This window comes from Vibrio sp. JZG120 (assembly GCF_053890955.1).
In genome coordinates this window covers 707,618-733,213 of sequence record NZ_JBSRRK010000001.1, presented here as the reverse complement: position 1 = coordinate 733,213, position 25,596 = coordinate 707,618, and the positions used below count along the sequence as shown (strand labels likewise).

Sequence of the window (25,596 nt, the reverse complement as noted above, 5' to 3'; positions counted from 1 at the left end):
AATACGCGAAGAATGACAATAATGAGTAACCTAACCGCGGTAGTAACGTTGCGGTACAAACGGCATTTTCTCAACCGTCATTGGTAGCATTTTACCGCGTACTTCAGCGAACAATTCGGTACCAATCGCAGCAAGATCAGCACGCACATAACCCATTGAGACAGGCTTACCTGCATTTGGACCCGCAGTGCCGCTGGTTACAACGCCAATTTTAACGCCATCAGCATCAAACAATTCCGCGCCTTCACGGACTGGTGCTTTAGTTTGGCCAACCAAACCGACACGCTTGCGCGCCACATCTTTGGTCTCGATCTGCTTAAGAACAATATCCGCACCTGGGAAGCCACCTTCACGTTCACCGCCGATACGACGAACCTTTTGGATGCCCCATAACAAGCTTGCTTCTACAGGCGTAGTTGTTGTGTCTAGGTCATGACCGTATAGGCAAAGACCACACTCAAGACGAAGTGAATCACGAGCACCAAGGCCAATCCATTCAACTTCCTCTTCCGCGGTCAGTTTACGTGCGAGTTCTTCTGCCTTGTCAGCAGGAACCGAGATCTCGTAACCATCTTCGCCAGTGTAGCCACTACGAGAAACAATGCATTCGGCGCCTAAAATATCGACTTTACGAATATCCATGAACAGCATGTCAGAAACTTCTGGGGCAAAACGCGCCAATACAGCTGCCGCTTTAGGGCCTTGGATCGCAAGCAGAGCACGGTCTTCGATAATTTCTAGCTCAACACCAGATGGCAAATGCGCTTGTAGGTGTGCAATGTCTTGTTCTTTGCATGCCGCGTTCACAACCACAAAAAGATGATCGCCTAGATTAGCTACCATCAAGTCATCCATGATGCCGCCCTCTTCATTAGTGAAGAACGCATAACGCTGTTTACCAGACTCAAGATCCACAATATCCACTGGCACTAATGTTTCTAGGAACGCAGCTGCACCGTCACCAATTAGGCGAAGTTGTCCCATATGAGAAACATCAAACAGACCTGCGGCATCACGAGTGTGTAAGTGTTCCTTTTTTACGCCTAGAGGATACTGAACAGGCATATCGTAACCCGCGAACGGGACCATTTTGGCACCAACTTCAACGTGAAGTGCGTGTAGTGGTGTTTTCAGTAGTTCTTGAGTCATTTTCGTCTCCATTTAGATAGACCCGAGAATGCTATCGGCATTCGATGTGTTTCCAATAATAAACACGGCTCATTCTATTTTGCACGAACAAGACGTAGATCGACTTGCAAAAGTGTGACTCTTAACATTTTAATCACAACAAATCGTACAAAAAAAGCGCTTTAATGAGTGTATTCTCATCAAAAAAGCGCCTTTTCATCATAACGACCACCAACAGCAATCGTTTGCTTTCACTATAGGAAATTTACAACTATTTATCACTATTTGGCTGTCACCCACAAAATGTGCGCATCTTCCTCGCTAACACTGGTCAACATATGTCCCATGTTCGCATCGTAATAGACGCTGTCGCCCTCGCTTAGAACGACAGGTTCGTAGAACTCAGAATAGAACATGACCTCACCAGATAGGATAAGCAAAAATTCTTCGCCATCATGACGAACCCAGTCTTTGTATTCATCAAAACTACGAGCACGAATTTGGCTCTTAAACGGCATCATTTTCTTATTGGAAAGTTGAGTAGCGAGCAGCTCATGTTCATAAGTTTGCGTTGGGTGTGGTTTGCCTTCATTCTTCTTGGTAACATCCCTACGCCCTGTCGCAACCTTTTTTCTAGGTGGCTCAAAGAGTTGTGGCATATCAATTTGTAAGCCAAGCGCCAATTTTTGCATTGCTTGAAATGTCGGAGAAATCTGCTCATTTTCTATTTTACTCAGTGTAGAACGAGCAAGCCCTGTTCGCTGACTGGCTTCTTCTAGTGTAATACCAAGTTTTGAGCGGATATCCTTGATACGCTGACCCAGCTTTAATGGCTCGATATTTTGATCATTTTGCTCTTTCGCTAACGTCATCGATGGGTATTCATCGTAAATACTTTCTGCCATAAATCCCTCTATAGATATCCTTATTTTTGTCCTACTAGCATTGTGCATGAAGCACATAGTGGATAAAAGTCCACCAAGTGAATTAAACCGTGCTCTTGTTAACAATTTTTGAAATCTTGTTTCCTATAGGAAATTTTTGGTTGATTGTTCCCGCCGCAGGCGCTATGTTACCAACTTGTTAGATGTAGAGATGCATATTTCCGTAAGAGATTGGTAAAGGAAACACGCAATCCGACGGAGTTTTTGCCCACATTTAGGGCCGGATGTTCACTCTGTTCTGCTATGCAGTTCAGCTGTTTTGAGGACAAATGAACCACAACCGCAAATCATAATTCATCTATTGCGGGTTCATTTTAAGATTTGGAAGGTCAACTACCATGAATAAGAGTTACCCTAACCACAGCTTGGAAAACTTTTTCTCTACCAACCTCTCTGCGACAGATGATGCTGTCTTTGCTGGAATTCAGGCGGAATCCGCTCGCCAAAACGAACAAATCGAACTTATCGCTTCTGAGAACATTGTTTCTAAAGCGGTAATGCAAGCTCAAGGCACATGCCTAACAAACAAATACGCTGAAGGTTATCCAGGTCGTCGTTACTACGGTGGTTGTGAGCACGTAGATACAGTGGAAGCCATTGCCATCGAACGTGCGAAAAAACTTTTTAATTGCGAATACGCAAACGTTCAACCTCACTCAGGCGCTCAAGCAAATGGTGCGGTGAAACTGGCTCTTCTTCAACCAGGCGACACCATTCTTGGCATGTCTTTGGACGCTGGTGGCCACCTAACGCACGGTGCACGCCCAGCACTTTCTGGTAAATGGTTTAACGCAGTTCAATACGGCGTTGATCGCGAAACACTGGAAATCAACTACGACGACGTTCGTACACTTGCAGTAGAACACAGACCAAAGATGATCATCGCAGGTGGCAGTGCTATTCCACGCGTTATCGATTTTGCTAAGTTCCGTGAAATCGCTGACGAAGTTGGCGCAATCCTTATGGTCGATATGGCGCACATTGCTGGCCTTATCGCAACAGGTGCACACCCTAGCCCATTGCCACATGCGCATGTTGTGACAACCACAACACACAAAACATTGCGTGGCCCTCGCGGCGGTATGATTCTTACTAACCACGAAGACATCATTAAGAAAATCAACTCCGCCGTATTCCCTGGCCTACAAGGCGGCCCACTGATGCACGTTATCGCAGCAAAAGCGGTTGCATTTGGAGAAGCGCTTGGCCCTGAATTTAAAACTTATATTGATTCGGTGATCAATAACGCAAAAGTCCTAGCGGAAGTATTGCAAACTCGCGGTTGCGACATCGTAACTGGTGGCACAGACACGCACCTAATGCTCGTTGACCTTCGCCCTAAAGGCTTGAAAGGCAACAAAGCAGAAGAAGCTCTAGAACGTGCTGGGATCACATGTAACAAAAATGGCATCCCATTCGATACAGAGAAGCCTATGATTACATCGGGCATCCGTTTAGGAACGCCTGCGGGTACAAGCCGCGGCTTTGGCGCTGAAGAATTCAAACTCATCGGTAATTGGATTGGTGACGTACTGGATGGTTTGGTGAACAACCCAGAAGGTGACGCAGACGTTGAAAAACGCGTTCGCAAAGAAGTAAAAGAACTTTGCAGTCGCTTCCCTCTTTACCAATAAACGATTTTTTAAAAATCACAATAATTCCTGACAAGTTATTTGGAGATTAAGCAATGGACAAAACACTGAAGTTTACAGATAGCCACGAGTGGGTACGTGACAACGGTGACGGCACAGTAACACTTGGTATTTCTGAGCATGCGCAAGAAATGTTGGGTGACGTAGTATTCGTTGACCTACCAGACGTAGAAGACGAAGTAGAAGCAGGTGAAAGCTTCTCTTTGGTTGAGTCTGTAAAAGCAGCGTCAGATATCTACTCTCCTGTTACCGGCGAAATCGTAGAAATCAACGAAGAACTAGAAGACAGCCCAGAGCTAATCAACGAAGAACCGTACGAAGGTGGCTGGATTGTGAAAGTGAAGCTTTCAAACCCATCTGAGTTGGATGACTTAAAAGACGCGGAAGAATACCTAAACTCTATCGAAGAAGAGTAATTAGGATGTGACGAAAGCTGTTCCCTAGCCTGTTTAGAGAGCAGCTTTTTTTCTAGGTTCGGACGTATAATTAAATGTGTCACTAACGACCATTTCCGTTACCCGAGCCAAGGAGTAGGTAAAGGACAATGACTGAATTACTTCAAAGCCTCAGCACACAAAATGAGTTCGTTGGACGCCACAACGGACCAAGCAAATCAGACCAACAAAAAATGTTGGATGCCATCAACGCGGTAAGCCTTGACGCCCTCATCGAAGAAACCGTGCCTGCACAAATTCGCCTAGAACAACCAATGAGGTTGGCAGAAGCGAAAAGCGAAGCAGACATGCTAGTGACGATGAAGCAGTTTGCTAAACAAAACCAGATTAAACGTACATTCATTGGCCAGGGCTACTACAACACGTTTACTCCAAACGTCATTCTACGTAACGTGCTAGAAAACCCTGGCTGGTATACCGCTTACACACCTTACCAACCTGAAATTTCTCAAGGTCGCTTGGAAGCACTTTTGAACTTCCAACAAATGATCATCGACCTAACTGGTATGGAAATCGCGAACGCCTCATTGCTAGACGAAGCAACAGCGGCAGCAGAAGCAATGACTCTGTGTAAGCGCGCAGGTAAGAGCAAGAGCAACGTATTCTTTGTGGCTGACGATGTTCACCCACAAACGCTAGAAGTAGTAAAAACTCGTGCAAAATTCATCGGCTTTGAAGTTCTGGTTGGTTCGCTAGAATCCCTACCAGAGCAAGACGTGTTCGGCGCATTAGTTCAATACCCAAGCACAACAGGTGAAGTTCGTGACCTAACGGACATCATCGCAAAAGCGCAAGCAAACAAAACGCTTGTCACTGTTGCGACTGACCTGCTTGCTTCTACCCTATTGAAACCTGCTGGTGAAATGGGCGCAGACGTAGCAATCGGTTCTGCACAACGTTTTGGCGTTCCTATGGGTTACGGCGGTCCACACGCGGCATTCATGGCAACGCGTGACAAACACAAGCGTACCATGCCAGGTCGTGTGATCGGTGTTTCTATCGATACTAACGGTAACCAAGCTCTGCGCATGGCAATGCAAACTCGTGAGCAGCATATCCGCCGCGAAAAAGCGACATCGAACATCTGTACCGCTCAAGCATTGCTAGCGAACATGGCGTCTTTCTACGCGGTTTACCACGGCGCAGAAGGTCTACGCACTATTGCTCGCCGTACACACCATATGACTGCGATTATCGCCGCTGGCCTAACCAAAGGCGGCTTTGAACTTGCTCATAACAGCTTCTTCGATACCATCACGATCAACACAGGTTCAAAAACAGAAGAGCTTTACGCAAAAGCACTTTCAGCAGACATTAACCTACGTCTACTACCTGGCAAGCTAGGTATTAGCTGTGACGAAACAACCACGGTCGCTGATGTAGAAGCACTATTTGCAGTCTTTGGTGTAAAAGAAGACGTAGCAGCACTATCGACGGAAATCGCAGGCAACGAGTTTGCGGCAATTCCAGAAGCGCTACGCCGCACAACAGAATACCTTACTCACCCTGTATTCAATACGCACCATAGCGAAACGCAAATGATGCGTTACCTGAAACAGCTAGAGAACAAAGACTTCTCGCTAACGCACGGCATGATCCCACTAGGCAGCTGTACGATGAAGCTGAACGCAGCAGCAGAGATGATCCCAATCACTTGGCCTGAGTTTGGTTCTATCCACCCATTCGCGCCAGCAGAACAAGCGGCGGGCTATGCAGCACTAGCGAAAGATCTAAAAGAGAAGCTTTGTGAGATCACAGGCTACGACGCATTCTCACTTCAGCCAAACTCTGGTGCATCTGGTGAGTATGCAGGTCTTATCGCGATTCAGCGCTACCACGAAAGCCGTGGCGAAGGTCACCGCAACGTATGTTTGATCCCAAGCTCTGCACACGGTACTAACCCTGCGACAGCATCTATGGTGTCAATGAAAGTTGTCGTGGTTAAGTGTGATGAAGAAGGCAACATCGACATCGACGACCTAGCAGCGAAAATCGAGAAGCACAAAGACAACCTATCAAGCATTATGATCACTTACCCTTCTACGCACGGCGTTTACGAAGAGAAAGTGAAAGAAGTGTGTGAAATGGTTCATGCCGCTGGCGGTCAGGTTTACCTAGACGGCGCTAATATGAACGCACAGGTTGGTCTAACATCACCAGGCTTCATCGGTTCAGACGTTTCTCACCTAAACCTACACAAAACCTTCTGTATCCCACATGGTGGTGGCGGTCCGGGTATGGGTCCTATCGGTGTGAAATCTCACCTAGCGCCTTTCCTACCAGGCCATATTGAAGACGGCGTAGAAGGCGAAGATTTTGCAGTATCAGCAGCAGATATGGGTAGCGCTTCTATCCTACCTATCTCTTGGGCTTACATCGCAATGATGGGCGAAGCAGGCCTAACAGATGCAACAAAAGTAGCAATTCTGAACGCAAACTACGTGATGGAAACACTTCGCCAACACTACCCTGTTCTTTACCGTGGCAAAAATGGTCGTGTAGCGCACGAATGTATTATCGACATTCGTCCACTGAAAGAAGAAACAGGCATCAGCGAAGAAGACATTGCGAAGCGTCTAATGGACTACGGTTTCCACGCACCAACTATGTCGTTCCCTGTGGCGGGCACGCTAATGGTTGAGCCAACGGAATCGGAGGATCTAGAAGAGCTAGACCGCTTCTGTGATGCGATGATCGCTATCCGCGAAGAAATGGAAAAAGTGAAAAACGATGAATGGCCACTAGAGAACAACCCTCTCGTTAATGCGCCACACACGCAAGTTGACCTTTCTGCTGAAGAGTGGGACCGTCCTTACTCTCGCGAGCTTGGCTGCTTCCCTTCTAAAGCGACCAAATCTTGGAAGTACTGGCCAACAGTAAACCGCGTAGATAACGTATACGGCGACCGTAACCTAATCTGCTCGTGCCCAAGCATCGATAACTACGAAGATTAATTTTTGGCAGCATCTAAATAGACAAAGGCGAACCGTTTGGTTCGCCTTTTTGTTTTTGGTGTGCCGCCCTAACATTTGTTGATACATCAAGAAGGAATGATGGCTAGTTATTGTTTGCACAAAAGTGATTTAGAAATATTGTGACTTCTGAGAACCTTTGAATTAGCACTAATATCTCAGAACCTTAAAAGCTTGTTGGAAACTCCTCATGAACACTATGTTATGCAGGTGCTGTGTAGTTTCTCAGTTCAGTTGCAGTAAGTCCCATTTATTACCATAGAGATCTTGGAACACTACCACTGTCCCGTATTCTTCCACACGAGGCTCTTCATTAAATACAACACCATTTTTCTTCATCAACTCATAGTCACGCCAGAAATCATTAGTTTGCAGGAACAAGAAAACACGACCACCTGTTTGATTTCCTACTGCGTGCGTTTGCTCCGGTGTACTCGCTTGAGCCAAAAGAAGGTTTGTACCATTGGAGTTTGGAGGAGAAACTTGAACCCAGCGTTTACCACCACCGAGGCTGGTATCTTCAACCAGGGTGAATTGAAGTTTTTGAGTATAAAATTCGATAGCATCGTCGTAATTTTCAACGACTAGAGCAATGTTTCCGATTTGCTGCTGAACAGTTTTGGACATGATGTGATTTCCGCTGTGTCAAAACGCTAATTGTACGCTATTTTGAGACTTTTCTAGAAAGCACGTAACGCCTTGCAAATGTGTAAGGCACACAATACAAATGTTTACGCATAGCATCAAATAGACATCCTTTTTCGCTTTCTTCGTTCACTCCTTTATCTAACTTTATTGAGTGCATGTCGAAAATCTTCAATCTTTTGCTAAGAGCGTTTTTTATTATGTGAAAAACAGAGGAGAATGACCATGAAAAAACGACTCAACTATATTGAAGTAGCGCCAAAGGCAATAGAAATCCTATACGCTCAGGAAGCTTACTTCCATCAACAATTTAGCCAATCAGAAACCATGAACATGATCATATGGGAACTGGTTAAGTTACGCATATCGCAAATCAATCAATGTGCATTTTGTATCGACATGCATAGTAAAGATGCGCTTAAGTTAGGTGAAAAGCCGGAACGCATATGGGGGCTTAGTGCATGGAAAGATATGCCATTCTACAGCGATGCAGAACACGTTGCACTAGGCTGGGCTGAATTACTAACTGCTGGCCGACCAGTAGATGATGATACCTATCAGCTGACCTTGAATACCTTCGGAGAAGAAGCTATGGTCAGCCTAACAATTGCGATCAACGCGATCAACAGTTGGAACCGAATAGTTAAGGCATTTAAGCCAAAGGTTGGAGTCTATAAACCTAGATAATTCTATCTGACAGTTTTTACATATAAGTCACTGCTTATTCCTCAACTTAATATGATGAAAAGTACATGTGTATCACTTTCTCATTTAAGTTGAGGTTAAATAGGATGATTCATTTGAACTTAGAATTTGATATTTTAAAACCTCAAAGGGCTTTAGCTGGCTATGTTCAAGCCATTTGGTCAGCATCCGTCAAACCTGATACGACGCAAACCGTACGTAAACAATTACTCAGTGATGCTGGTACAGGTGTGGTATTCATTTTACAGAATGAAGTACAAATGGATGGTGAGTGGCAAACGCCAGGGGTTGTCCTACTACCTGTAAGCATTCTGGCACATCAAGTCTGCCTACCGCCAGGCGCGGTGATGACTGGCGTACGCTTTCATCCTGCTGTTGGTTATCAACTATTTGGTAAACGCCTAGAACAGCTATTGCGGATTCAAGATGACCACCCTTTGGCTTCTTCTGCGCTAGCAACATTTGAGTCTCTGCAAACAGCGCGTTCGCCGTCTGCAAGGATTTCTACTTTGTATCGCTGGGTTCAAGCACTGATTGAGGAATATGAACCACAATACGTCCGCCACATCATTGACCAGCCTACAGGGACGCTCAGTCAGCGCCAGAGAGAGCGCAATTTTCAGAAATGGTTGGGGATTACTCCTAAACATTACCAACGTATTAAACGAGTGAAGCACACTTTAGAACTACTCCGAGCGCAACCCGATCTTACTTTATCGGAGTTGGCGCTGGAGCAAGGTTTTTCTGATCAAGCACACATGACTAGAGAATGTAAGCAGATTGCGCGCATGACACCGAAGCAGTTTCTCCGAAAGAGAAATCTCTAAACCTTTTTAGCTTTGTACATCAAACCCAGTTGATTCAGAATCAACCAAGCACTTGTTATGATGTTCGATCATATATCACCTACTTTTTAGATCGCTCATTCCAGCTTGATGTAAATTTGTTAGCTCGCTTTTGATGCCGCGTGCTGTTCTACCATAAACGCGGTCACTTCTTCGTTTAAGCAAGATTTGCTGATGTATTGGCGTTGTTTACCAAGGTGAAGGATAAATCCCAAATCAGTTTGTTCCAGTTGGTCGATATCATTCCAAGCGAGGCTGCGGTCAACTTTACCACTTTTGTAGCGCACGCCATCTGCATTCACTTCAAAAGCCACTTTACTGCCGCGACTTGAGCTGATGGTTTGACGCCACAGCCACCAAGTTCTTTTGAAGTAAACGCTACACGCTTCAATCACACTCAATACGATAAAGAACCAACCGACATAACCGTTAGGTAGCAGTTCAAACTCTAATAAGACCACACCAAAGATAAGAAACAGTATCCCTTTTAAGTACGCTTGTGGGAACTTCGTTGGCTGGCTAGTTTGATCATAACACTCAGCAAAGAAAGGTTTGTCGAGTATGTATTCTGTAGTGAATTCGAAATCTTTAGACATGTATGGTTACTTCAAGGCTTCTGTAAATGAGTAATCTTGGTTGCACTCTCGCAACGCCTGCATTGTAGCGCTTATCGGGATTTATCTTTAGTCCTTTTGATTCTGTTTTGTAAATCAATGATACCGCCACGCAAAAAGACCTCGGTGCACTCGCCAAGATCAAACAAGGCGAACCATTTGGCTCGCCTTGTTAATTAATGACCTATATGACTTATAAGGTTTTCTACTTTAGAGGGTCGTTGTCTGGCAATGCACTGTGTATCCAGACTGCCAGTCGGTGTTTGATGCTTGCGCCGTCTAGCTTGCTTTCCGGTAGTGGCGTGATCTGTTTGGCATCGACCAAGAATAGGTAAATCGCTTTTACTCTCAGAGGTTGTGGTGACTGTGGAAGGTCAAAACCTTGTAGTTTCGCCATCTTCCCACCAATCTCTAGTGCCTTCTTGACCAGTTTGTCTTCATTGTGAAGCTTGGAGCTTTTTGACATTGATAAATCCTCTTCTTCGCTTCGGCTAAGAATACATGAAGTGTCACGTATGGCGTGTTAGTAAGCTCGCATATTGATAAGTTTATGCCTTACTACCGAGTGGTCGATTAAAAAACGACCTTTTTCGAGGCGTATTTTCTGTGTATGCCTCCGAGCTGCAACTCCGAGTGGGCTTGAGGGCCAGCCTCCGAATGATTTATTTAGAACAGAGATCATGTTCACCGTAAACGAGCCATTTCGGTAAATATGCGGTTTCTGGAATCGTCCAGCCATACTTATCGTATGCTAATGCAGCAAGACCAGTCAGTTTCAGAGAAACATTTCCTTTTGGCAAATAGCGAACATCTTCATTCATGTAGAACTGGTAATGCGCCTCTAACGCATCTCTCAGTGCTTCTTGATAATGTGACTCATCGCCATCGATAATGGCAACAAACACATTCACAAAAGGAATAAACAAAGAATGTACATAGGGCACCCTGGTTGATTCTAAATATTGCGGGGAGGATTTCTCCATCACAGTTTGCAATAACGCAGGTAGCGCTGATGAATTACTAAATACACCTTTAACGAACTCGACCAGTGCAACATTAAACGGTGTCTTTATAGACACTAATGATTCATCCATGATGGTCATCAGCTCTACACAGCGCCAATCTCTCGCTGCCATCGCTAAACAGATTTCATCCAACCAAGCATCCATCGTTCCCCCTGCAACAGAACGGTCACCTACTTCCGAAAAATGTCGGTGCCCAACGGAGAATTCAACAACTTGGTCTGAATGATTGGCCAGTAAGTATACGTTATTCAGTAACTCAAGCGCTCTTTTTATATAAGCTGGCGAGGCCTGATGTTGTCCATATTTTGAAGCAGTAAAAAATGCCTGAAGCGAATCCCAAGCATCGCCTTTCATTCTTTTAAGAGGTTGCTGATAAAAAGATTGTTTTTCATCAAGCATTCTTTCCCAGAAGCTGTAGAAATCTTCATCTTCTTCACGAAAAATACGCAATTTTCTTTCTTCAGGTATCTCTAAATAGTGATTTTTCATTTGTTCCATCGTTCCCTAGCCTCGCATTATAAGTTGTTCTAATTTTTTGCCGTGATGATATTCATCTTCAAAATCAAGCCGCGAATGATGCCGAAGTTGATTTATAAAATCAATTTATAATCAGTATTTTATATCGAAAGTTAATGCTTAATTGAAATGAATCGAAAAGCCGAAAAACATTTGAAATATAAGGCTACCGCACAAGCCGCGATGGGTAAGCCAGAACGTACCTGTCCATAAACAGTGGACGACGAACACTGACTTTGTGGAGTAAAGATAGACAGATATTCACCATTGTGTTCGCCTTTCTTTTTCTGTCGCTTTCAATAATACTCTTGCGCAATATTACTCAGCTGGAAAATTTTATGCCTCAAGCAAACTCTGTGGTCGTACTCGACTTTGAAACCACAGGTCTCTCTCCTACTTTAGGTGATCGCGCAATAGAAATTGGTGCAGTAAAGTTAGTCAATGGCGAGGTTGTCGATAGTTTTCAGCAACTCATGAATCCCGGTTTCAGAGTGAGTTCTTTCATTGAGAACTACACCGGCATTACCAACAATATGTTGCGATCGGCACCAAGCTGCGAAGAGGTAATGGCGTCATTTAGTGAGTTCATTGCTGGCGAGAACCTTATCGCTCATAACGCTTCATTCGATAAACGATTTTTAGATGCAGAGCTTGAACGAATCAACTGTAGTTATTCGGGGGAGTTTGCTTGCTCCTTACTGGTAGCAAGACGGCTCATTCAAGATGCCCCATCACACAAGCTAGGTGAACTTGTTCGCTATAAAAATATCGACAACGACGGTGTTTTCCACCGTGCACTATCCGATGCGCAAATGACAGCCAAGCTTTGGCTCTTAATGGTCGAAGGGATAGAAAACTCAGGTATCGTTAAGCCAAGTTTTCAGTTGATGCAAACGGTTAGTAAAACAGCAAAAGGAAAAGTCGACCAGCTACTCGCCAAAAGCCGTGCTTAACCCCCTCCTAGCTAAAAGCTGATTCTCGTCTCTTACACGTTTAAGTGATTTTCGATGCAATATTGGCTATCCCAGTGAACTTCCTAATCTGAATGCGGCAGTTCGCTGGTCTCACCAACCAAACTGGCTTACTATGCCAGGTACCTAAAACGCTTTGTGAGTCACTCATGAGCCGAAAAAATAACAAAAATCTCAGCATTCTTCTTAAACTCAACACCTTTATTGCACCTTATAAATGGCGGGTTGCGGCGGCTTTGGTTGCCCTTGTCGCGACGGCAAGTTTGACGTTATCCGTTGGCTATGGAGTACGTATTCTTATCGACCAAGGCTTTGCTCAGCAATCATTGCAAGAGCTTACCAATGCGATTCAGTTTATTGTCGGTGTCACATTGTGTATTGCCATTGGGACCTTCTTTCGCTTTTACCTTGTCTCTTCGGTGGGTGAGCGCGTCAGTGCGGATATTCGCCTTTCAGTGTTTAACCATGTGATTACGCTGCATCCGAGCTATTTTGAGACCAACAGTAGCGGCGATATTATGTCGCGCCTGACTACCGATACCACGTTGCTGCAAAGCATTATTGGTTCATCGTTCTCGATGGCGATGCGTAGCGCTTTGATGTGCTTTGGGGCCATCATAATGTTGTTTGCCACCAACGTTAAGCTCACGCTGATTGTGCTTGCTTCTGTGCCTTTGGTTTTGGTTCCGATTTTGTTTTATGGACGACGCGTGCGTGCGCTCTCTCGCCAAAGTCAAGACTCAATGGCCGATGTCGGCAGCTACGCAGGTGAAGCGATAGAACATATTAAAACCGTGCAAAGTTTTAGCTCAGAGCCGTACGAACGAGCGGCTTTCGCTGTCGAGGTGGAAAAAGCGTATGAAGTGGGCAGACAGAGAGTAAAACAACGCGCAATCCTGATATCAGGCGTTATTGTGATTGTGTTCAGCGCAATTGCAGGCATGCTTTGGGTTGGCGGCAGCGATGTGATTCACGGAAAGATGTCTGCGGGAGACCTAGCAGCGTTTGTGTTTTACGCCATTATGGTTGCCTCATCGACTGCAACCATTTCCGAAGTCATGGGTGAACTGCAAAGAGCCGCAGGTGCTACCGAGCGACTGATTGAGATTCTTCAAGTAGACAGCGATATTAAAGCGCCAAGCAACCATTTGCCTGTCCGTCCGGATATGCCTGCTGAGGTTAACTTTAATTCGGTGAGTTTCAACTACCCTTCTCGCCCAAATCAACCAGCTATCAAAGAATTAAATCTAACCGCAGAACAAGGCAAAGTATTGGCGTTGGTTGGCCCTTCTGGTGCAGGTAAAACAACACTATTCGAATTGCTGCAACGCTTTTATGACCCACAACAGGGGCAAGTGTTGTTTGGTGGCGAAGATATTCGACAGTTCGACCCAAAAGAGCTTCGACGCCAAATGGCACTCGTACCACAACAGCCAGCGCTGTTTAGCCATGATGTGTTCCACAATATTCGCTACGGCAATCCAGAAGCCACGGATGAACAAGTCATCGAAGCCGCCAAAAAAGCTCATGCCCATGAGTTTATTGAGAAGCTTCCCGAAGGCTATCACAGCTTTTTAGGCGAGCGCGGCGTTAGACTATCAGGTGGTCAAAAGCAGCGCATTGCGATTGCCCGCGCGATTCTAAAAGACCCAAAAATCTTACTACTAGACGAAGCTACCAGCGCCCTTGATAGTGAAAGTGAACATCACGTTCAGCAAGCACTTGAAGCACTGATGAAAGGACGCACAACACTTATCATTGCTCATCGCCTTTCGACTATCCAACATGCGGATAAAATAGCGGTGCTGGACAATGGTGAGTTAGTCGATGTTGGTAACCACCAATCATTAATGCAAAGCTGTGAGTTGTATCAGCGACTCGTGGCGTTACAATTTAAGCACTTAGAGTAACGCCTAGTTAAGCCCTCAAGAATAAGCAAAAACGGACCAAGTGATTTAATGCCAATAGCTTAACGATGTTTTTGTGTCATTCCAGCGAGCCTTGGCGAGACTAGGAATCTAATAGCAACGTGCTGAGGAGTGGTTAAAGAGACAATTTTGACCATAAAGAGCTAGGATAGAAGATCCTATATCACGCACCTTCGCCGCTGTACAAGATAACGAAATACAAAAAGATGCCACTCGTAGTTAAACGAGCGGCATTAAACCAAGTGGTTCTCGTTTTAATACAGGAACTCCGGTAAGAATCCAGTAACCAGCGTACTCTCCCTTCAACTAGAAACACTCATCCCCAAGTACCATATAAAATCCAATCAACTTCATTTGTAACAAGTTAGGTTTCAAAAATAGGAAATTACCACTGTAAAAATTCACCGCGTTTTGTCTTGCTGCCTATGGTTACAATGTTCGTGAAATCAATGCCTTTAAACCAAGTTACAAGTAAGTGGCACCGAGATGAACAGTGAAGCGAAACAACTTTTTTATCATTTATGTCAGCAATACGATGCGCTTTCTCAAGAATTAGAGTCTCGCGCGTTTCCTGAGTTTTCCGAGACCATCACTCATCCGCTTGGACACTGCTTTGTCCGTTGCCCTGTTGGCAGTCAGCGCTTTTCCATTGTTGCAGTCAACTTTGCGCCCTCCGTTCGCGGGCAAGGTGTGCTTACTGCATTTATCGACTACATTAAAAGCCATCCATATCATTACCAAGGCGTTGAGGTCGCTATCATTGAAAACAAAAGCTTAGCAAAACGACTGTTGTCTCTTGGCTGGAAGTACAAGTCTCTGTTTGGCAAAGTTTTCTTCGCCAGCAAGCCTACCCTAGTGAAGGACTTTCAGTCAGCGTGATGGTTATTACGACACCGCATCGGTACCCAAAGTAAAAACCATCACTCAAAATCCGTAAGCATATTGAGAAAAGTTTGGCGGTCTTCCGTTGTACTACCTTGATGAGCAGTGTATTCGACGTGTTCATCCGCGCTGGCTTTTGGGGATAGATTGATGCCCCACAGCGCGTTAATTTGGTTTGGAACGATGGAGTAACGCACGTCAACAATTCGCATTTCGTTATTCGGGTCTTGCGCTACAAAACCATTTGAAAACCAACGGAAACGTTCGATGTCTTTCGCTTGCTGCGATTGCGGATCGAGCCATGGAAATTGAGTCTTCACATTGAGCTTTGGTGTGGATTCGCCTGGGTAGATTTTTATTGAACGCCCCACTCTTACCGCATCCACATAGTAGTTATCTTCCGTTTCATAAATCACTTTCCAGACCAAAAGATTCCCGAAGGTTGGTTTTGCTTTTAGCTGCAAAGCGCTGTGCTGTCTCTCTTGGACGATTTTCCACCCGGCCGCTTCTGCTCTATCTCGTTGAATAACCCCAAGAGTCAGATAAGCCAGAGACCATAGAAATGCGACACGCGCGTAATTTCGATTTCGCTTCAGTGCGGCAAAGAAAAGCAGGATCAAAATCGGAAGTGAGAAAGCGGGATCGATAACAGAGATCGTATTCCAGGCATAGCGTGTGTTGCTTATCGGCCAAAAAAGCTGAGTCCCATAGCTGGTGCAAGCATCTAACAGCGCATGGGTGCTATAACCAAGGGCACAATAAAACCAACTCTGCCGGAAGCTTAGTCCTCGCTTTTTTGCTAACAACGGATACAACACTAAAGCACAGAGAAAGCTGCCAAAAGGGATAAACAACAATGAATGGGTAAAGTGTCGGTGATATTCCAAAAACAGCAATGGGTCAGTTGATGAACGGATAAGTACATCCAAATCCGGTGCCATCCCTGAAACCACGCCTAACACGCCAGCAGCCACAATGTGCCGCTTGTTACTTGCAGACTGTGGCAAAGCAGCGCCAAGTAAACCTTGCGTTAACGGGTCCATTATTTACGCCCGCAACGAAAATGTAGCCGAGATAGAAGGCATATACGCTTCAAAATAGGCTCAAATTTAAAAACCAGAACGTTCTCCGACATAAATTATCCGTATTTAAGTGGATTGGAAGACACACCTTAATGACGCATTAAAGTGTTCGAAAACAAACACTTTGATTTTAGTGTAAGAAGGAATCGCCCTATTCTCTAGTGAGAAGCGAACCTAAAGCGAGGCTTGTGGTGTACGTCAAAAGTACAAAACTGCGGATTTTACAGATGCAAAAATAAAACAAGGCGAACCGGATGGCTCGCCTTGTTTACTGAAGGATTAACGACAAAAACCTTAGTCTTGAGGGTTTTCTTTCGCGTTGATTTCAGCGTAAGTGTGCAGAAGTTCCGTCAATGTTTTTACCCAATCAAAAACATCCGAAGGTGTATTTTCGAGTAGCTTTTCCACTAGTGCACAGTGTGTTTCTAACGTGATCGCCTCTTCCAAATGGAATGAAATCGCATAGAAATGCCAAAGAACCAGTCGCGTCATTCGCTCGCTATTTTGCTTAGCATTGTCTGAGTCATCAAACGCTTGTTGAATTTCACTCAGTGCGATTGCTGTCATGCGTAACATGGCATCAAGACGTGCAGACAACATACGGTCTTCGCTATCCACTTCTTCTTGATCGAAAGTAAATAGCTCATTCATCACGTCTTCAGGCACCATTTTACTGATCATGCGAGCACTAAACTCTTCCAGTTCATGACGAGGCATGGTTACAAGACAATCGAAGGTGTAATCACGAAGCATAAAATCACTCTAGGTTGGAAATCAATTTCAGCCACGCATTCTAAATACTGAAATCTCAATTGCCAGCGTTTATTTCTATTGAGCTACCGAAAAACTACAGAACACCGTTGATCGCGATACCAACACCAATACGCTGCTGATTATGATCATAGTCAATCAAGCTCTTACCATACCCCGTCGAGTACTGTGCGTATCCCTGAAGTTTGCCCCAGATCGGAAATGACACCCCTAATTCGGCAAAGCCTTTATGCGTTTGGAAGTTCTGGCGGCCCAAGAAGGTAAACTCATAACCATTCCATTTGTACGCACTCGATAGCTCAAAGTGCCCCATGTAATCTTCGATATCCGGGTTATCATCACCTTTAGGATCATTCGGAGATGTTTTTTCATCCTCAGGTATACGCCACCACGGTTGAAGAGAAACCGCAAAATTGTCTTTCGCAAAGGTTAAGTTGGCGTAAACACGATTCCAACTGCGCGATAACTCTTGTCTCTGCCCATTCGACTCATGTTCAATACCAAAACCTAACCAAGTCGAGCCATCAAGTGGCTTCCAGTCTGTCGGGGTATAATAAAAAAGCTCAGGACGATAATTGGTTTCACGAAATGGACGCGATGCTGCTCCTGTATACACCTGCCAAAATGACTTTAGCGTCATACCAAAGAACAAACCATCCCCATCAAACAACAAATCGTCGTAGTTCATTGGCACTTTAAAACTAATTTGGAACTCCGCTTCTTCCTTACGCAGCTCATCTCCGTACTTAGTGTCCGCATAAGCACGCTTATTTACGCGATCACTGTAAGTGAACGGCAAGATGTAGTTAACACGATGCGCCACCAAACTAAATGGTTCAAAGGCGTTTTCTCGTTCTGATTCCAAACGTTTGTCGACCAAGCTTTCCTGAAGCTCCTCAGGTTCTTCAATTTCTGGATCAGCGGGCACTGTACTTGTTACTGCATCGAGCTCACACTGCGCGCGAATGCTCTTTATGGTTTCCTCACCTTTGCTTTGCTTAATTTTGTCTAGCAAACATAAATCATAAGCACTGGCTGTTTCTCCCATCGCAACTGGCGCTGCCAATAAGCTCAGTATTGATATCCCTGCCACTTTTGAAGCCATCTGAAACCCTTAATATTCTTTATGTCAAACCAGATAATTTTAATTTTTCTTGGTAAACCGCTTGCCATTCTGGCGTTAAGGTAATGTTAAATGTTCGCCGACTTTACGTCTTGGATAAATACGACAGACCTCAAACATATCGGCCCACTATGAGCAACGCGCCAAAAAAGTCCAAGAGTTGAGCATCATAAATAAAAACAAAAAAGACTCGTTTGCATGATGCTCATATTCCCTATGCAAAATACTGGCTCGCCACTTTGATTGCAAACCCGGCTATGAATAAACCCAAGCCGTAAGCCAAATGCGCCAATGTGCTAAGAAAACGGGCTTTCCAAGGTGTTGGGGTTTTACTGGCAGCAAAACCAAATCCTAGACAAGGTTGAATGACAAAAAATGGGAACACCAACGTGACCACACCAGTGGCTAAGCCGGGCACTAGACTAGGCTCTACCAACCAATGATGCCCAAAAGCAGCAATGTGAGCCAAAGCGAAAACAACACCAATGGCATAGTGCAAAAACCAACCGAGTGCTTTTTCTCCCGACATCGCGTCTGTTGCCATAATTGGCGCATGCATAAGCTTTCCTTTGGGCATATATAAAACCCAGCGCGCAACCAATGCATAGTTTAGTGAGTGAATACCAAACACTCTCCTTTGTAGCCAAGCCCATAAATCCATTATCAAAGTCGCACCAATCCCTATTAGCGCCGCTTGTAATCCTATTAAAAACAGCATTTTTCGCTCCTCAAGTTTTTGATTTGTTAAGGTCTTAGTTGCATGCTACAACTTAAAGCCAACTTGAAGTCAATGAGGAATAATATGGATATTGCAGAAGTGGTTAAAAAATCAGGATTGCCGACCTCAACGCTCAGATACTACGAACAGTTAGGGTTAATTCGCTCGATAGGAAGGAATGGATTGAGACGTCAATATACACCAGAGGTACTCAATAAACTCAACTTAATTAGTTTAGGGCGTATCGCTGGAATATCACTTAACGAAATGGCGGAAATGTTGAATCACTCAGAAGCATACATTGATCGTGACTTACTGGCGAAAAAGGCGCTTGAAATTGATGAGCAAATAAAACGTTTGAAAGCGGTTCGAGACAGCCTAAACCATGTTGCTTCCTGTCCTCATGAGTCACATATGGACTGTTCTTCATTTCAGAAGCTTATGAAGGTCGTAAAGCGTTATGTCCCTAAAAAACCGAGATAAAGCACTCTACTTATTCTTGATTTAAAAGGAAGTAACTCGCGGTTGTGAGTTACTCCCTTTCATATTACTTAGCTTGCGATTTTACGTACTTCTTCACTTTTTTCATCGCCATTTTTTGCTTTAACGGTGAAAGGTAATCAATGAACAAGTTACCAGATAGGTGATCAATTTCGTGCTGCATCACAATCGCCAAGAACTCATCGCTCTCGATTGTAATCGGGTTGCCATCACGGTCCAATGCAGACACAACAACTGATGTGTAACGCTCTACATCGGCGTAGTATTCGGGAACAGATAGGCACCCTTCTTGACCAAGTGCTTTGTTTTCTCCGCTCACCACTTCTGGGTTAACTAAGATTAAAGGATCATTACGTTCGTCAGAGATATCGATGACAACAACCGCTTCTTTTCTGCCCACTTGGGTTGAAGCTAAACCGATGCCATTGCCCGTTGCGTAAAGTGTTTCTAGCATATCGTCGATCAACGTTTGTACTGTCGATACATCAGTGACTTTTTCTGCTTTTACTTTAAGCCTTGGGTCTGGAATGGAGAGAATTTCGAGGACTGCCATACTTACCTTTCGTTATCTGTAAATCGTAATTTCCGGCGAATTATACACACGTTTCGGCAGACATAAACATGTTGAGTTTTCGTGGAAAGACCGTTTCGTCTAAAACATTCGATTTTGCTAGAGACCAAAGAGGCACAAAGAAAGAGAAAACAATAACGCCAGCGCGATATGGCTGGCGTCTTTTTTACGTATCTATCTTTAAGCGTTCGTTATATGTGAGTTACGCACTCTTTTGCGCTTTTAGCAAAACCTTAATCGCCATTTTTTCACCACTCTTGAAAATAAAGTACCCGAGACAAACGGTTATTAACGTTAATACAACGATAATAATACTGAACCAGCCTAGTTCCGCTATCACTTCAAATATAGAGATGCCCAAAAACATTAAGATGAGAGAAAACACCACTAAGCTCGATAAATTCCAAAGCAGCACTGAATACCATCTCGTTGTCGAAGGCATTATATTCCCTGTTTTATAGCCAAAATAATATCCTACACTCATCGCTGGTATTAACGTCCCAAGAAAGCCGACACCGTTCATTTCCATGCCAGAAATGTACTCAATAATAAATAGCAGTATGGCCAAACAAACTGATGCCAGACACAAAAGCGACGTTACAAAGAGCACCGAGGGAGCGTTGTTTTCTGTTGAGTAATTATTTTTCGATTCCACTTTCATTTCCTTCCATTTATTTCAATAAAATCAGACTTTAGATCATGCTGCCGCTTGGACAACCTAGAGAAACAACGCCGCCATAACTAGTTGTGGGTGTAGCTACCATGACTAAATCAACAGGAAGAAACACAACGTCCGTTGCTAACGACAAAGGAATGTCAATCAATGAAAGTGGATATAACGCGATGGAAGTAATATCAGATCTTAAATAGCAAGGTTGTCGTGCGACTGATAACGCTGTGCCTGAAAACGGCTTTCCGTATCCGCCACCAGCATGCGCATCTATAGATGAACACCCCACCATTAAAGATGCTGACACCACAAGAAATACAACTTGTAGCTTTTTAAATATATTTATTTTCATTTAACCTAGATTCCAACTAACTATTATTTTTTAAAACTAAACCCTCTCTCTCAAATTGTATATTCAATGAATTTACTCATATGGGCCTAGTGCAACCATGTTAATACGTTCTATGTATTAGAAACAATTCATTTATTTCCAATAGCACCCGTGAGTTCATGCGACGTGACTAGAATCGCACTTAATTTTTTATGCAAGCACCAAGTTAAGCTCAACCTATTCGCTTTCCCGTTGGAGTCGCGTACCTTTCATCTGATGTAAAAAAGCCGCCAGAACCATTTGGCTCTGGCGGCTTTTGTTTTTATCGAAAACTCGATTACTGCTGTAGCTTCGCTTTGGCTTCTACTACTTTGGAGAAGTCTAGGCCCAGCTCTTCCACTGCTTCTTTAATCAATACAGGGTTTTGCATTACCTGCGCCATTAACGCTTGAAGCTGATCTTGTGGCAGACCTAGTTGGCTGATAGTTGCCATTGCAGCCAGAGGGTTTTGAGTTAACGCCTGAAATAGCTCGTTGATTTGCTCGTCGCTAATATTGTTTTCTTTCAACATCGCAAGAATCGGGTTCATCAAATTACCTTTAAATACTATGTAAAACAGACCCGCAGTTTACCATTGGGTTTTGTTAGTTTGCACGCAGACTTTAACCACCACACCACCATCGACCAAGTTATGGTCGAATATTGGTGAACGTTGCGGTAGTGACTCCATCACTTTGCGATGAAAGCGCTTTTATATCCGCGTTAAAGTAATATGGATTAAGTGGCATTTTACTCTCGGCTGGTCGCGCGTAGTAAAGCTTGGCGGGCTGTTTTGCCATTTGTTGCGCGTACAAATATCCGACCAACGCATGTTCAAACTGGTGGTAACCATTTCCCCAATGGAACGCTTTGGTTGATTTAGGATTCAGACCAACACCTCCGTACTGATGATCCACCCACACGTCCATAAAGGTGGGTAATGTATATTGCAACGTTTCTTTCATCGAATCATCGACAAGAGAAACCGTCATCGCCGCTTGATCGAGTTCTGCCCATTCCCAAGACGAGCTATAGTGTTTGTGCGGTCTTGATTGCCAAGCAGGAATGCTCTCTTGCGTCCATTTAGTCTGCCATTCTGGCGAGAAGAACGCTTTGACTTGCTCAAAGTTTTGCTGGTATTGCGCCTGTTTAAGCGTGTGTTTCATTCCTTTGAAACCAAACTCTGTCCAATTGGATTTCCCCAACAACTGACCAGTGAGATACGTCATCCAATACGCTTTGATGGTGTGTCCAAAATCATTGTGTTTCGCATCTGACATCATTACCGCTTTGTGGTGTATCGCGCCATAAAAACGCTGCTCTTTGACGGAATGGTAGTTATCTAGCATCACTTGCGTCAGCCACTCCAGATCTTGTTTCCACTTGGCTTGCGCTGGTTCTGGTAAAAGTGGCGCCGTTAACAACAGGTAGCCATTGATTTGGTCAAGTTGAGCGACTAACTCTTGCTGCTTCTCACTTTCTCCATCACCATCTTTCAAAACCCACGCCAGACCGCGATCATCGCTTCGTCGGTATTGTTTAAATATAAACGCTTGCTGGTCGATAAGTGCTTGTTCAACCTTTGGATCTTGCGTCAAGTAGTAGTACATCGCTAAACCCACCAAGGCGTAAGCTTGGTCTTGAGAAGTTCGCTGTTGCCACTCCATCCCCGGTTTTCCACTACGCGTAAAGCTCACAAAGCCGCCGTTTTTCTCATCTTGTAGATGATCAATCAGGTAATAAGCCCCTTTCTTTGCCAGCTCTAATGCTTGTTTGTCACCCGTAAGATGAAAAAGCACGCCATAAGCGTAAGTTTGGCGCGATTTCATGCGTGTGTATTCGCGATCGAAGTGCGGGATAATCCACCCTTTGTTTAATTCTTCACACGGCTTTTGTGGGTCGAGAATGACACCGTTATCACAACGAAATGTCGGAAAATTCCCCGCAGGTTGCCCATGCGCACTTTCCATCATCCAATATGGGGCTAGGCCATTCGTCACATGGTTTAACCAATCATCCCCCGAAGGCAGCTCCACATCAGCAAAGCTGTTCATGCTCGTCGTTGCGAGCAATAAGGTAAGATATTTAAAAGACATAATGCTCAATTAAGTTATTGAATTTTATCCAGTATAAATAACTCCCTTTACGCATATTGTCGTCGTTGTCACAATCGCCTTACGCATTTGTTTGCATTGTTCATCTGTCTGCCTTATTCGATGACTGAGTCGAGAATAAACGCCACTCTGTCTTCGACTGACATTTTGGGCACTTCGAACAATTGATAACCGAACTTGTGGTATGCATCGACCATCTGTTTATGCGTGGCGACCGCTTCAGAAAAATCTTGCTTTCGCTCTTCATCGTTGCTGAATATCGACGACCACGGTGGAAAAATGAACACTTGAGAATGATAACGAAGCGTCTGGCAATGCGTGATGAGCTCATGCGAGATTGGCAATTGTTCCAACTTGCTGTAGCCATATACGTCCACAATACTGCGATCAAAAAACACGTCCCCCTGGCGGACATTGAAAGCTCGGTAATTGCTCACTTCTGCCTTCATCATTTCGTCTCGAAAGGCTTGTTTGTCATTCCAAGGTAATGCTGAACCGTGATTCGTAACCTGCCTTTGTATTACGTGACGACCTGTTTCTGGCGAGCAGATAAAGCCTTGTGTTTTTAGTTGTTCGATTACCGAGGTTTTTCCTGCACCGGGACCACCAGTGAATACGATGAGTTTATTCAAAATTGTTTCCTTATTTTTTTTGTTTGAGTGAAGTAATGCGGGTACAGCCAAGATAATTGGCATGATCTGGCGTTTGAAATTGGCATTTGGCACGCCAGCGTTAAGCGAGATCGGCAGTGGAATGTTTTGGGATAGAAATGAGCAGTGAAAAAAATATTGATGAAATGAAAGCTTAAACGGCGTGTTCAGCGTTTATGAAAAACGGAGGAATTTTGAGCGAACCAAGCTTGCCCAAAAAATTGGGTTGGAAAATGGAGAGATTGGTTCAGCGGGTTAGCGCGTCAATTGGCTTTCTATATCAAGAAAATGGCACCTAAGCCTAAGAATGCAAAGAAACCGACGACATCAGTAACGGTCGTCAATACTACCGAGCCAGCCACGGCGGGGTCAATGTTAAACTTCTTCAACGTGAATGGTATCAGCGTACCCGATGCCGCAGCCGCCAGACTATTGAGAAAAATTGCGCAGCAGATAATAAGCGCCAATGGCCAAGAGTCAAACACCATGTAGACGACACCCGCGATGACTAATCCCATGATCAAGCCATTAATGGTGGCGATTTTTAATTCCTTATTCACCAATAGCTTCAAGTTACTTTGGTGCAAATGGTTGAGTGCGATACCCCGAATGGCCACCGCTAAGGTTTGGCTACCTGCGATGCCGCCCATACTCGCCACAACGGGCATTAAGATCGCAAGCGCAACGACTTGCTCGACCACATTATCAAAAATACCAATGATGGCAGAGGCAACAAAGGCAGTCAGCAAATTAATCACCAACCAAAGTGCTCTTAGCCTTGTCGCCACAGTTAATGGTGTGAACAAATCTTCTTCGCTTCGTACGTTTTCTGCCACTACAGCTTGTAGGCTGAGTTCACGCAAGGTAATCGCGATGGTCGCCATCGACAAAACGCCCATAATTTTGCCACCAGCCATGATAGGAAACCAATGCGCGCCACCATCAATCGAGACCTGTTTACTGACGCTTTGAATCGTTTGGATATCTTCCAGAATTGGCGTGACTGCGGTCAAGTCTGTGAGTTTGGTATGGTTCTCATGCAGCAACAGGGTTTGAGGTTCTATCGTCCCAATAACGCCTCCGACATCGCGCACAATGATCAATCGCACCGGGCTTTGTCCACGTTTTAACAACTCGTTTTTGATGCCTCCTACGCTGTTTTTAGGATTCGCGACCAAAAAATACGGCTCGGCATATCGTCCTACTTTGTTGTCTTCATACGACAATGCTTGTTGAATGTGCGCGACCGACTCTTCACTTTGGTCGATAAGGTACTCATCCACAAATTCGGTCGGTAGAAAGTCTGCAAAGATGATCAGTTCCGAATCCGTGATGTACGCTAAGCGTTCATGTTGCAGCTCTTTGTTGAGTGATTGATGAATGTGCTTGGCGGTGTCGTATCGCAGCAAATTTAATACCGTCCAGTACTTCTCTGGCGGCACCGCTTCTATCACGCGTTTACGATAAGCAATGTTGACCGACTCCAAAATGTTCGCGATTTGCGCTTCCTGATAGTCTTTCAAAAAACTGAGGTCTTCGGTCGACTCTATCGCTTTAATGATCTCGGCAAGCAAATGAGGCACTTTGCGATTAATTTGTAATTGGCTGGAATCTATCATCATTGTCACCGATTTCCTTGGACATCACGTTAGTGTCAACACGATATCTATTATCTAAAGGCATGAGATCCTGATGTTAAAATTCTAGGCAATGGCGCGCACAATTGCGGAATTTATATTTTGCT

26 protein-coding genes are annotated in these 25,596 nt (G+C 44.4%); 9 read left to right on the top strand and 17 right to left on the bottom strand.

Annotation, left to right across the window (positions count from 1 at the left end; genetic code table 11):
* Nucleotides 1-30 precede the first annotated feature (30 nt).
* Nucleotides 31-1,149 carry a glycine cleavage system aminomethyltransferase GcvT gene (gcvT, locus tag ACWPOD_RS03135; RefSeq protein WP_395197453.1) on the bottom strand — a complete coding sequence of 373 codons (1,119 nt, stop codon included), beginning with the start codon at nucleotides 1,147-1,149 and terminating at the stop codon, nucleotides 31-33.
* A 260-nt stretch (nucleotides 1,150-1,409) separates the two neighbouring features.
* Nucleotides 1,410-2,033, bottom strand: a complete 624-nt coding sequence (locus ACWPOD_RS03130; protein WP_005395176.1) for a helix-turn-helix domain-containing protein — start codon at nucleotides 2,031-2,033, stop codon at nucleotides 1,410-1,412.
* Nucleotides 2,034-2,410: 377 nt separating this feature from the next.
* Between ACWPOD_RS03130 and ACWPOD_RS03125 the strand changes: the two genes are divergently transcribed.
* From ACWPOD_RS03125 to gcvP, 3 genes are all read left to right on the top strand, one after another.
* Nucleotides 2,411-3,706 (top strand): serine hydroxymethyltransferase, encoded by a 1,296-nt coding sequence (locus ACWPOD_RS03125; protein WP_456231551.1) that lies wholly within the window; start codon nucleotides 2,411-2,413, stop codon nucleotides 3,704-3,706.
* A 53-nt stretch (nucleotides 3,707-3,759) separates the two neighbouring features.
* Nucleotides 3,760-4,140 (top strand): glycine cleavage system protein GcvH, encoded by a 381-nt coding sequence (gene gcvH / locus ACWPOD_RS03120; protein ID WP_046876056.1) that lies wholly within the window; start codon nucleotides 3,760-3,762, stop codon nucleotides 4,138-4,140.
* A 128-nt stretch (nucleotides 4,141-4,268) separates the two neighbouring features.
* The gene (gene gcvP / locus ACWPOD_RS03115; RefSeq protein ID WP_456231550.1) at nucleotides 4,269-7,133 is read left to right on the top strand and encodes an aminomethyl-transferring glycine dehydrogenase; all 2,865 of its coding nucleotides are present in this window, start codon (nucleotides 4,269-4,271) and stop codon (nucleotides 7,131-7,133) included.
* A 243-nt stretch (nucleotides 7,134-7,376) separates the two neighbouring features.
* Here gcvP and ACWPOD_RS03110 read toward each other — a convergent pair whose 3' ends face one another.
* Nucleotides 7,377-7,778 carry a VOC family protein gene (locus ACWPOD_RS03110; protein ID WP_139061003.1) on the bottom strand — a complete coding sequence of 134 codons (402 nt, stop codon included), beginning with the start codon at nucleotides 7,776-7,778 and terminating at the stop codon, nucleotides 7,377-7,379.
* 243 nt (nucleotides 7,779-8,021) lie between these two features.
* On the opposite strand from ACWPOD_RS03110, the gene ACWPOD_RS03105 reads away from it, so the two are divergent.
* Nucleotides 8,022-8,483 (top strand): carboxymuconolactone decarboxylase family protein, encoded by a 462-nt coding sequence (locus ACWPOD_RS03105; protein WP_167427463.1) that lies wholly within the window; start codon nucleotides 8,022-8,024, stop codon nucleotides 8,481-8,483.
* A 104-nt stretch (nucleotides 8,484-8,587) separates the two neighbouring features.
* Nucleotides 8,588-9,328, top strand: coding sequence for a helix-turn-helix domain-containing protein (locus ACWPOD_RS03100; RefSeq protein ID WP_174856110.1), 741 nt, complete (start codon nucleotides 8,588-8,590; stop codon nucleotides 9,326-9,328).
* Between the two features lie 119 nt (nucleotides 9,329-9,447).
* On the opposite strand, the gene ACWPOD_RS03095 is transcribed toward ACWPOD_RS03100, so the two are convergent.
* The 3 genes from ACWPOD_RS03095 to ACWPOD_RS03085 form a co-directional block, all read right to left on the bottom strand.
* Entirely contained in the window at nucleotides 9,448-9,942 is a 495-nt protein-coding gene (locus tag ACWPOD_RS03095; RefSeq protein WP_167427461.1) for a YcxB family protein, read from the bottom strand.
* Nucleotides 9,943-10,165: 223 nt separating this feature from the next.
* Entirely contained in the window at nucleotides 10,166-10,426 is a 261-nt protein-coding gene (locus ACWPOD_RS03090) for a DUF5062 family protein (protein WP_005376453.1), read from the bottom strand.
* 196 nt (nucleotides 10,427-10,622) lie between these two features.
* Complete coding sequence (locus tag ACWPOD_RS03085) at nucleotides 10,623-11,483, bottom strand: immunity 49 family protein (RefSeq protein WP_167427460.1); 861 nt, start codon at nucleotides 11,481-11,483, stop codon at nucleotides 10,623-10,625.
* 356 nt (nucleotides 11,484-11,839) lie between these two features.
* On the opposite strand from ACWPOD_RS03085, the gene ACWPOD_RS03080 reads away from it, so the two are divergent.
* The 3 genes from ACWPOD_RS03080 (at nucleotide 11,840) to ACWPOD_RS03070 (ending at nucleotide 15,279) form a co-directional block, all read left to right on the top strand.
* On the top strand, nucleotides 11,840-12,454 hold the full coding sequence (locus ACWPOD_RS03080) for a 3'-5' exonuclease (RefSeq protein ID WP_167427459.1): 615 nt from the start codon (nucleotides 11,840-11,842) through the stop codon (nucleotides 12,452-12,454).
* Nucleotides 12,455-12,621: 167 nt separating this feature from the next.
* Entirely contained in the window at nucleotides 12,622-14,382 is a 1,761-nt protein-coding gene (locus tag ACWPOD_RS03075; protein WP_167427458.1) for an ABC transporter ATP-binding protein/permease, read from the top strand.
* 504 nt (nucleotides 14,383-14,886) lie between these two features.
* Nucleotides 14,887-15,279, top strand: coding sequence for a hypothetical protein (locus ACWPOD_RS03070; RefSeq protein WP_047008310.1), 393 nt, complete (start codon nucleotides 14,887-14,889; stop codon nucleotides 15,277-15,279).
* A 41-nt stretch (nucleotides 15,280-15,320) separates the two neighbouring features.
* On the opposite strand, the gene ACWPOD_RS03065 is transcribed toward ACWPOD_RS03070, so the two are convergent.
* The 4 genes from ACWPOD_RS03065 to ACWPOD_RS03050 all read right to left on the bottom strand — a co-directional run bounded on the left by ACWPOD_RS03065 (nucleotide 15,321) and on the right by ACWPOD_RS03050 (nucleotide 18,976).
* Nucleotides 15,321-16,325, bottom strand: a complete 1,005-nt coding sequence (locus ACWPOD_RS03065) for a metal-dependent hydrolase (RefSeq protein ID WP_167427457.1) — start codon at nucleotides 16,323-16,325, stop codon at nucleotides 15,321-15,323.
* 333 nt (nucleotides 16,326-16,658) lie between these two features.
* Nucleotides 16,659-17,117 (bottom strand): hypothetical protein, encoded by a 459-nt coding sequence (locus ACWPOD_RS03060; RefSeq protein ID WP_005395188.1) that lies wholly within the window; start codon nucleotides 17,115-17,117, stop codon nucleotides 16,659-16,661.
* Between the two features lie 94 nt (nucleotides 17,118-17,211).
* Nucleotides 17,212-18,240 carry a phospholipase A gene (locus ACWPOD_RS03055; RefSeq protein ID WP_006742284.1) on the bottom strand — a complete coding sequence of 343 codons (1,029 nt, stop codon included), beginning with the start codon at nucleotides 18,238-18,240 and terminating at the stop codon, nucleotides 17,212-17,214.
* Between the two features lie 232 nt (nucleotides 18,241-18,472).
* Nucleotides 18,473-18,976 (bottom strand): DUF2938 domain-containing protein, encoded by a 504-nt coding sequence (locus tag ACWPOD_RS03050; protein ID WP_456231549.1) that lies wholly within the window; start codon nucleotides 18,974-18,976, stop codon nucleotides 18,473-18,475.
* 84 nt (nucleotides 18,977-19,060) lie between these two features.
* On the opposite strand from ACWPOD_RS03050, the gene ACWPOD_RS03045 reads away from it, so the two are divergent.
* The gene (locus ACWPOD_RS03045) at nucleotides 19,061-19,459 is read left to right on the top strand and encodes a helix-turn-helix domain-containing protein (protein WP_167427455.1); all 399 of its coding nucleotides are present in this window, start codon (nucleotides 19,061-19,063) and stop codon (nucleotides 19,457-19,459) included.
* 64 nt (nucleotides 19,460-19,523) lie between these two features.
* Here the strand turns inward: ACWPOD_RS03045 and def are convergent, their stop codons facing one another.
* The 7 genes from def to ACWPOD_RS03010 all read right to left on the bottom strand — a co-directional run bounded on the left by def (nucleotide 19,524) and on the right by ACWPOD_RS03010 (nucleotide 25,474).
* Entirely contained in the window at nucleotides 19,524-20,030 is a 507-nt protein-coding gene (gene def / locus ACWPOD_RS03040) for a peptide deformylase (protein ID WP_005388756.1), read from the bottom strand.
* 220 nt (nucleotides 20,031-20,250) lie between these two features.
* Complete coding sequence (locus ACWPOD_RS03035; RefSeq protein ID WP_054867394.1) at nucleotides 20,251-20,709, bottom strand: ABZJ_00895 family protein; 459 nt, start codon at nucleotides 20,707-20,709, stop codon at nucleotides 20,251-20,253.
* Nucleotides 20,710-20,740: 31 nt separating this feature from the next.
* Nucleotides 20,741-21,070 carry a YceK/YidQ family lipoprotein gene (locus tag ACWPOD_RS03030; protein ID WP_080253353.1) on the bottom strand — a complete coding sequence of 110 codons (330 nt, stop codon included), beginning with the start codon at nucleotides 21,068-21,070 and terminating at the stop codon, nucleotides 20,741-20,743.
* A gap of 316 nt (nucleotides 21,071-21,386) precedes the next feature.
* On the bottom strand, nucleotides 21,387-21,638 hold the full coding sequence (locus ACWPOD_RS03025; protein ID WP_005395194.1) for a DUF2999 family protein: 252 nt from the start codon (nucleotides 21,636-21,638) through the stop codon (nucleotides 21,387-21,389).
* 100 nt (nucleotides 21,639-21,738) lie between these two features.
* Nucleotides 21,739-23,184, bottom strand: a complete 1,446-nt coding sequence (locus ACWPOD_RS03020) for an AGE family epimerase/isomerase (RefSeq protein WP_167427454.1) — start codon at nucleotides 23,182-23,184, stop codon at nucleotides 21,739-21,741.
* A gap of 113 nt (nucleotides 23,185-23,297) precedes the next feature.
* Nucleotides 23,298-23,834 carry an AAA family ATPase gene (locus tag ACWPOD_RS03015; RefSeq protein ID WP_167427453.1) on the bottom strand — a complete coding sequence of 179 codons (537 nt, stop codon included), beginning with the start codon at nucleotides 23,832-23,834 and terminating at the stop codon, nucleotides 23,298-23,300.
* Nucleotides 23,835-24,127: 293 nt separating this feature from the next.
* The gene (locus tag ACWPOD_RS03010; RefSeq protein WP_167427452.1) at nucleotides 24,128-25,474 is read right to left on the bottom strand and encodes a magnesium transporter; all 1,347 of its coding nucleotides are present in this window, start codon (nucleotides 25,472-25,474) and stop codon (nucleotides 24,128-24,130) included.
* Nucleotides 25,475-25,596: the final 122 nt, after the last annotated feature.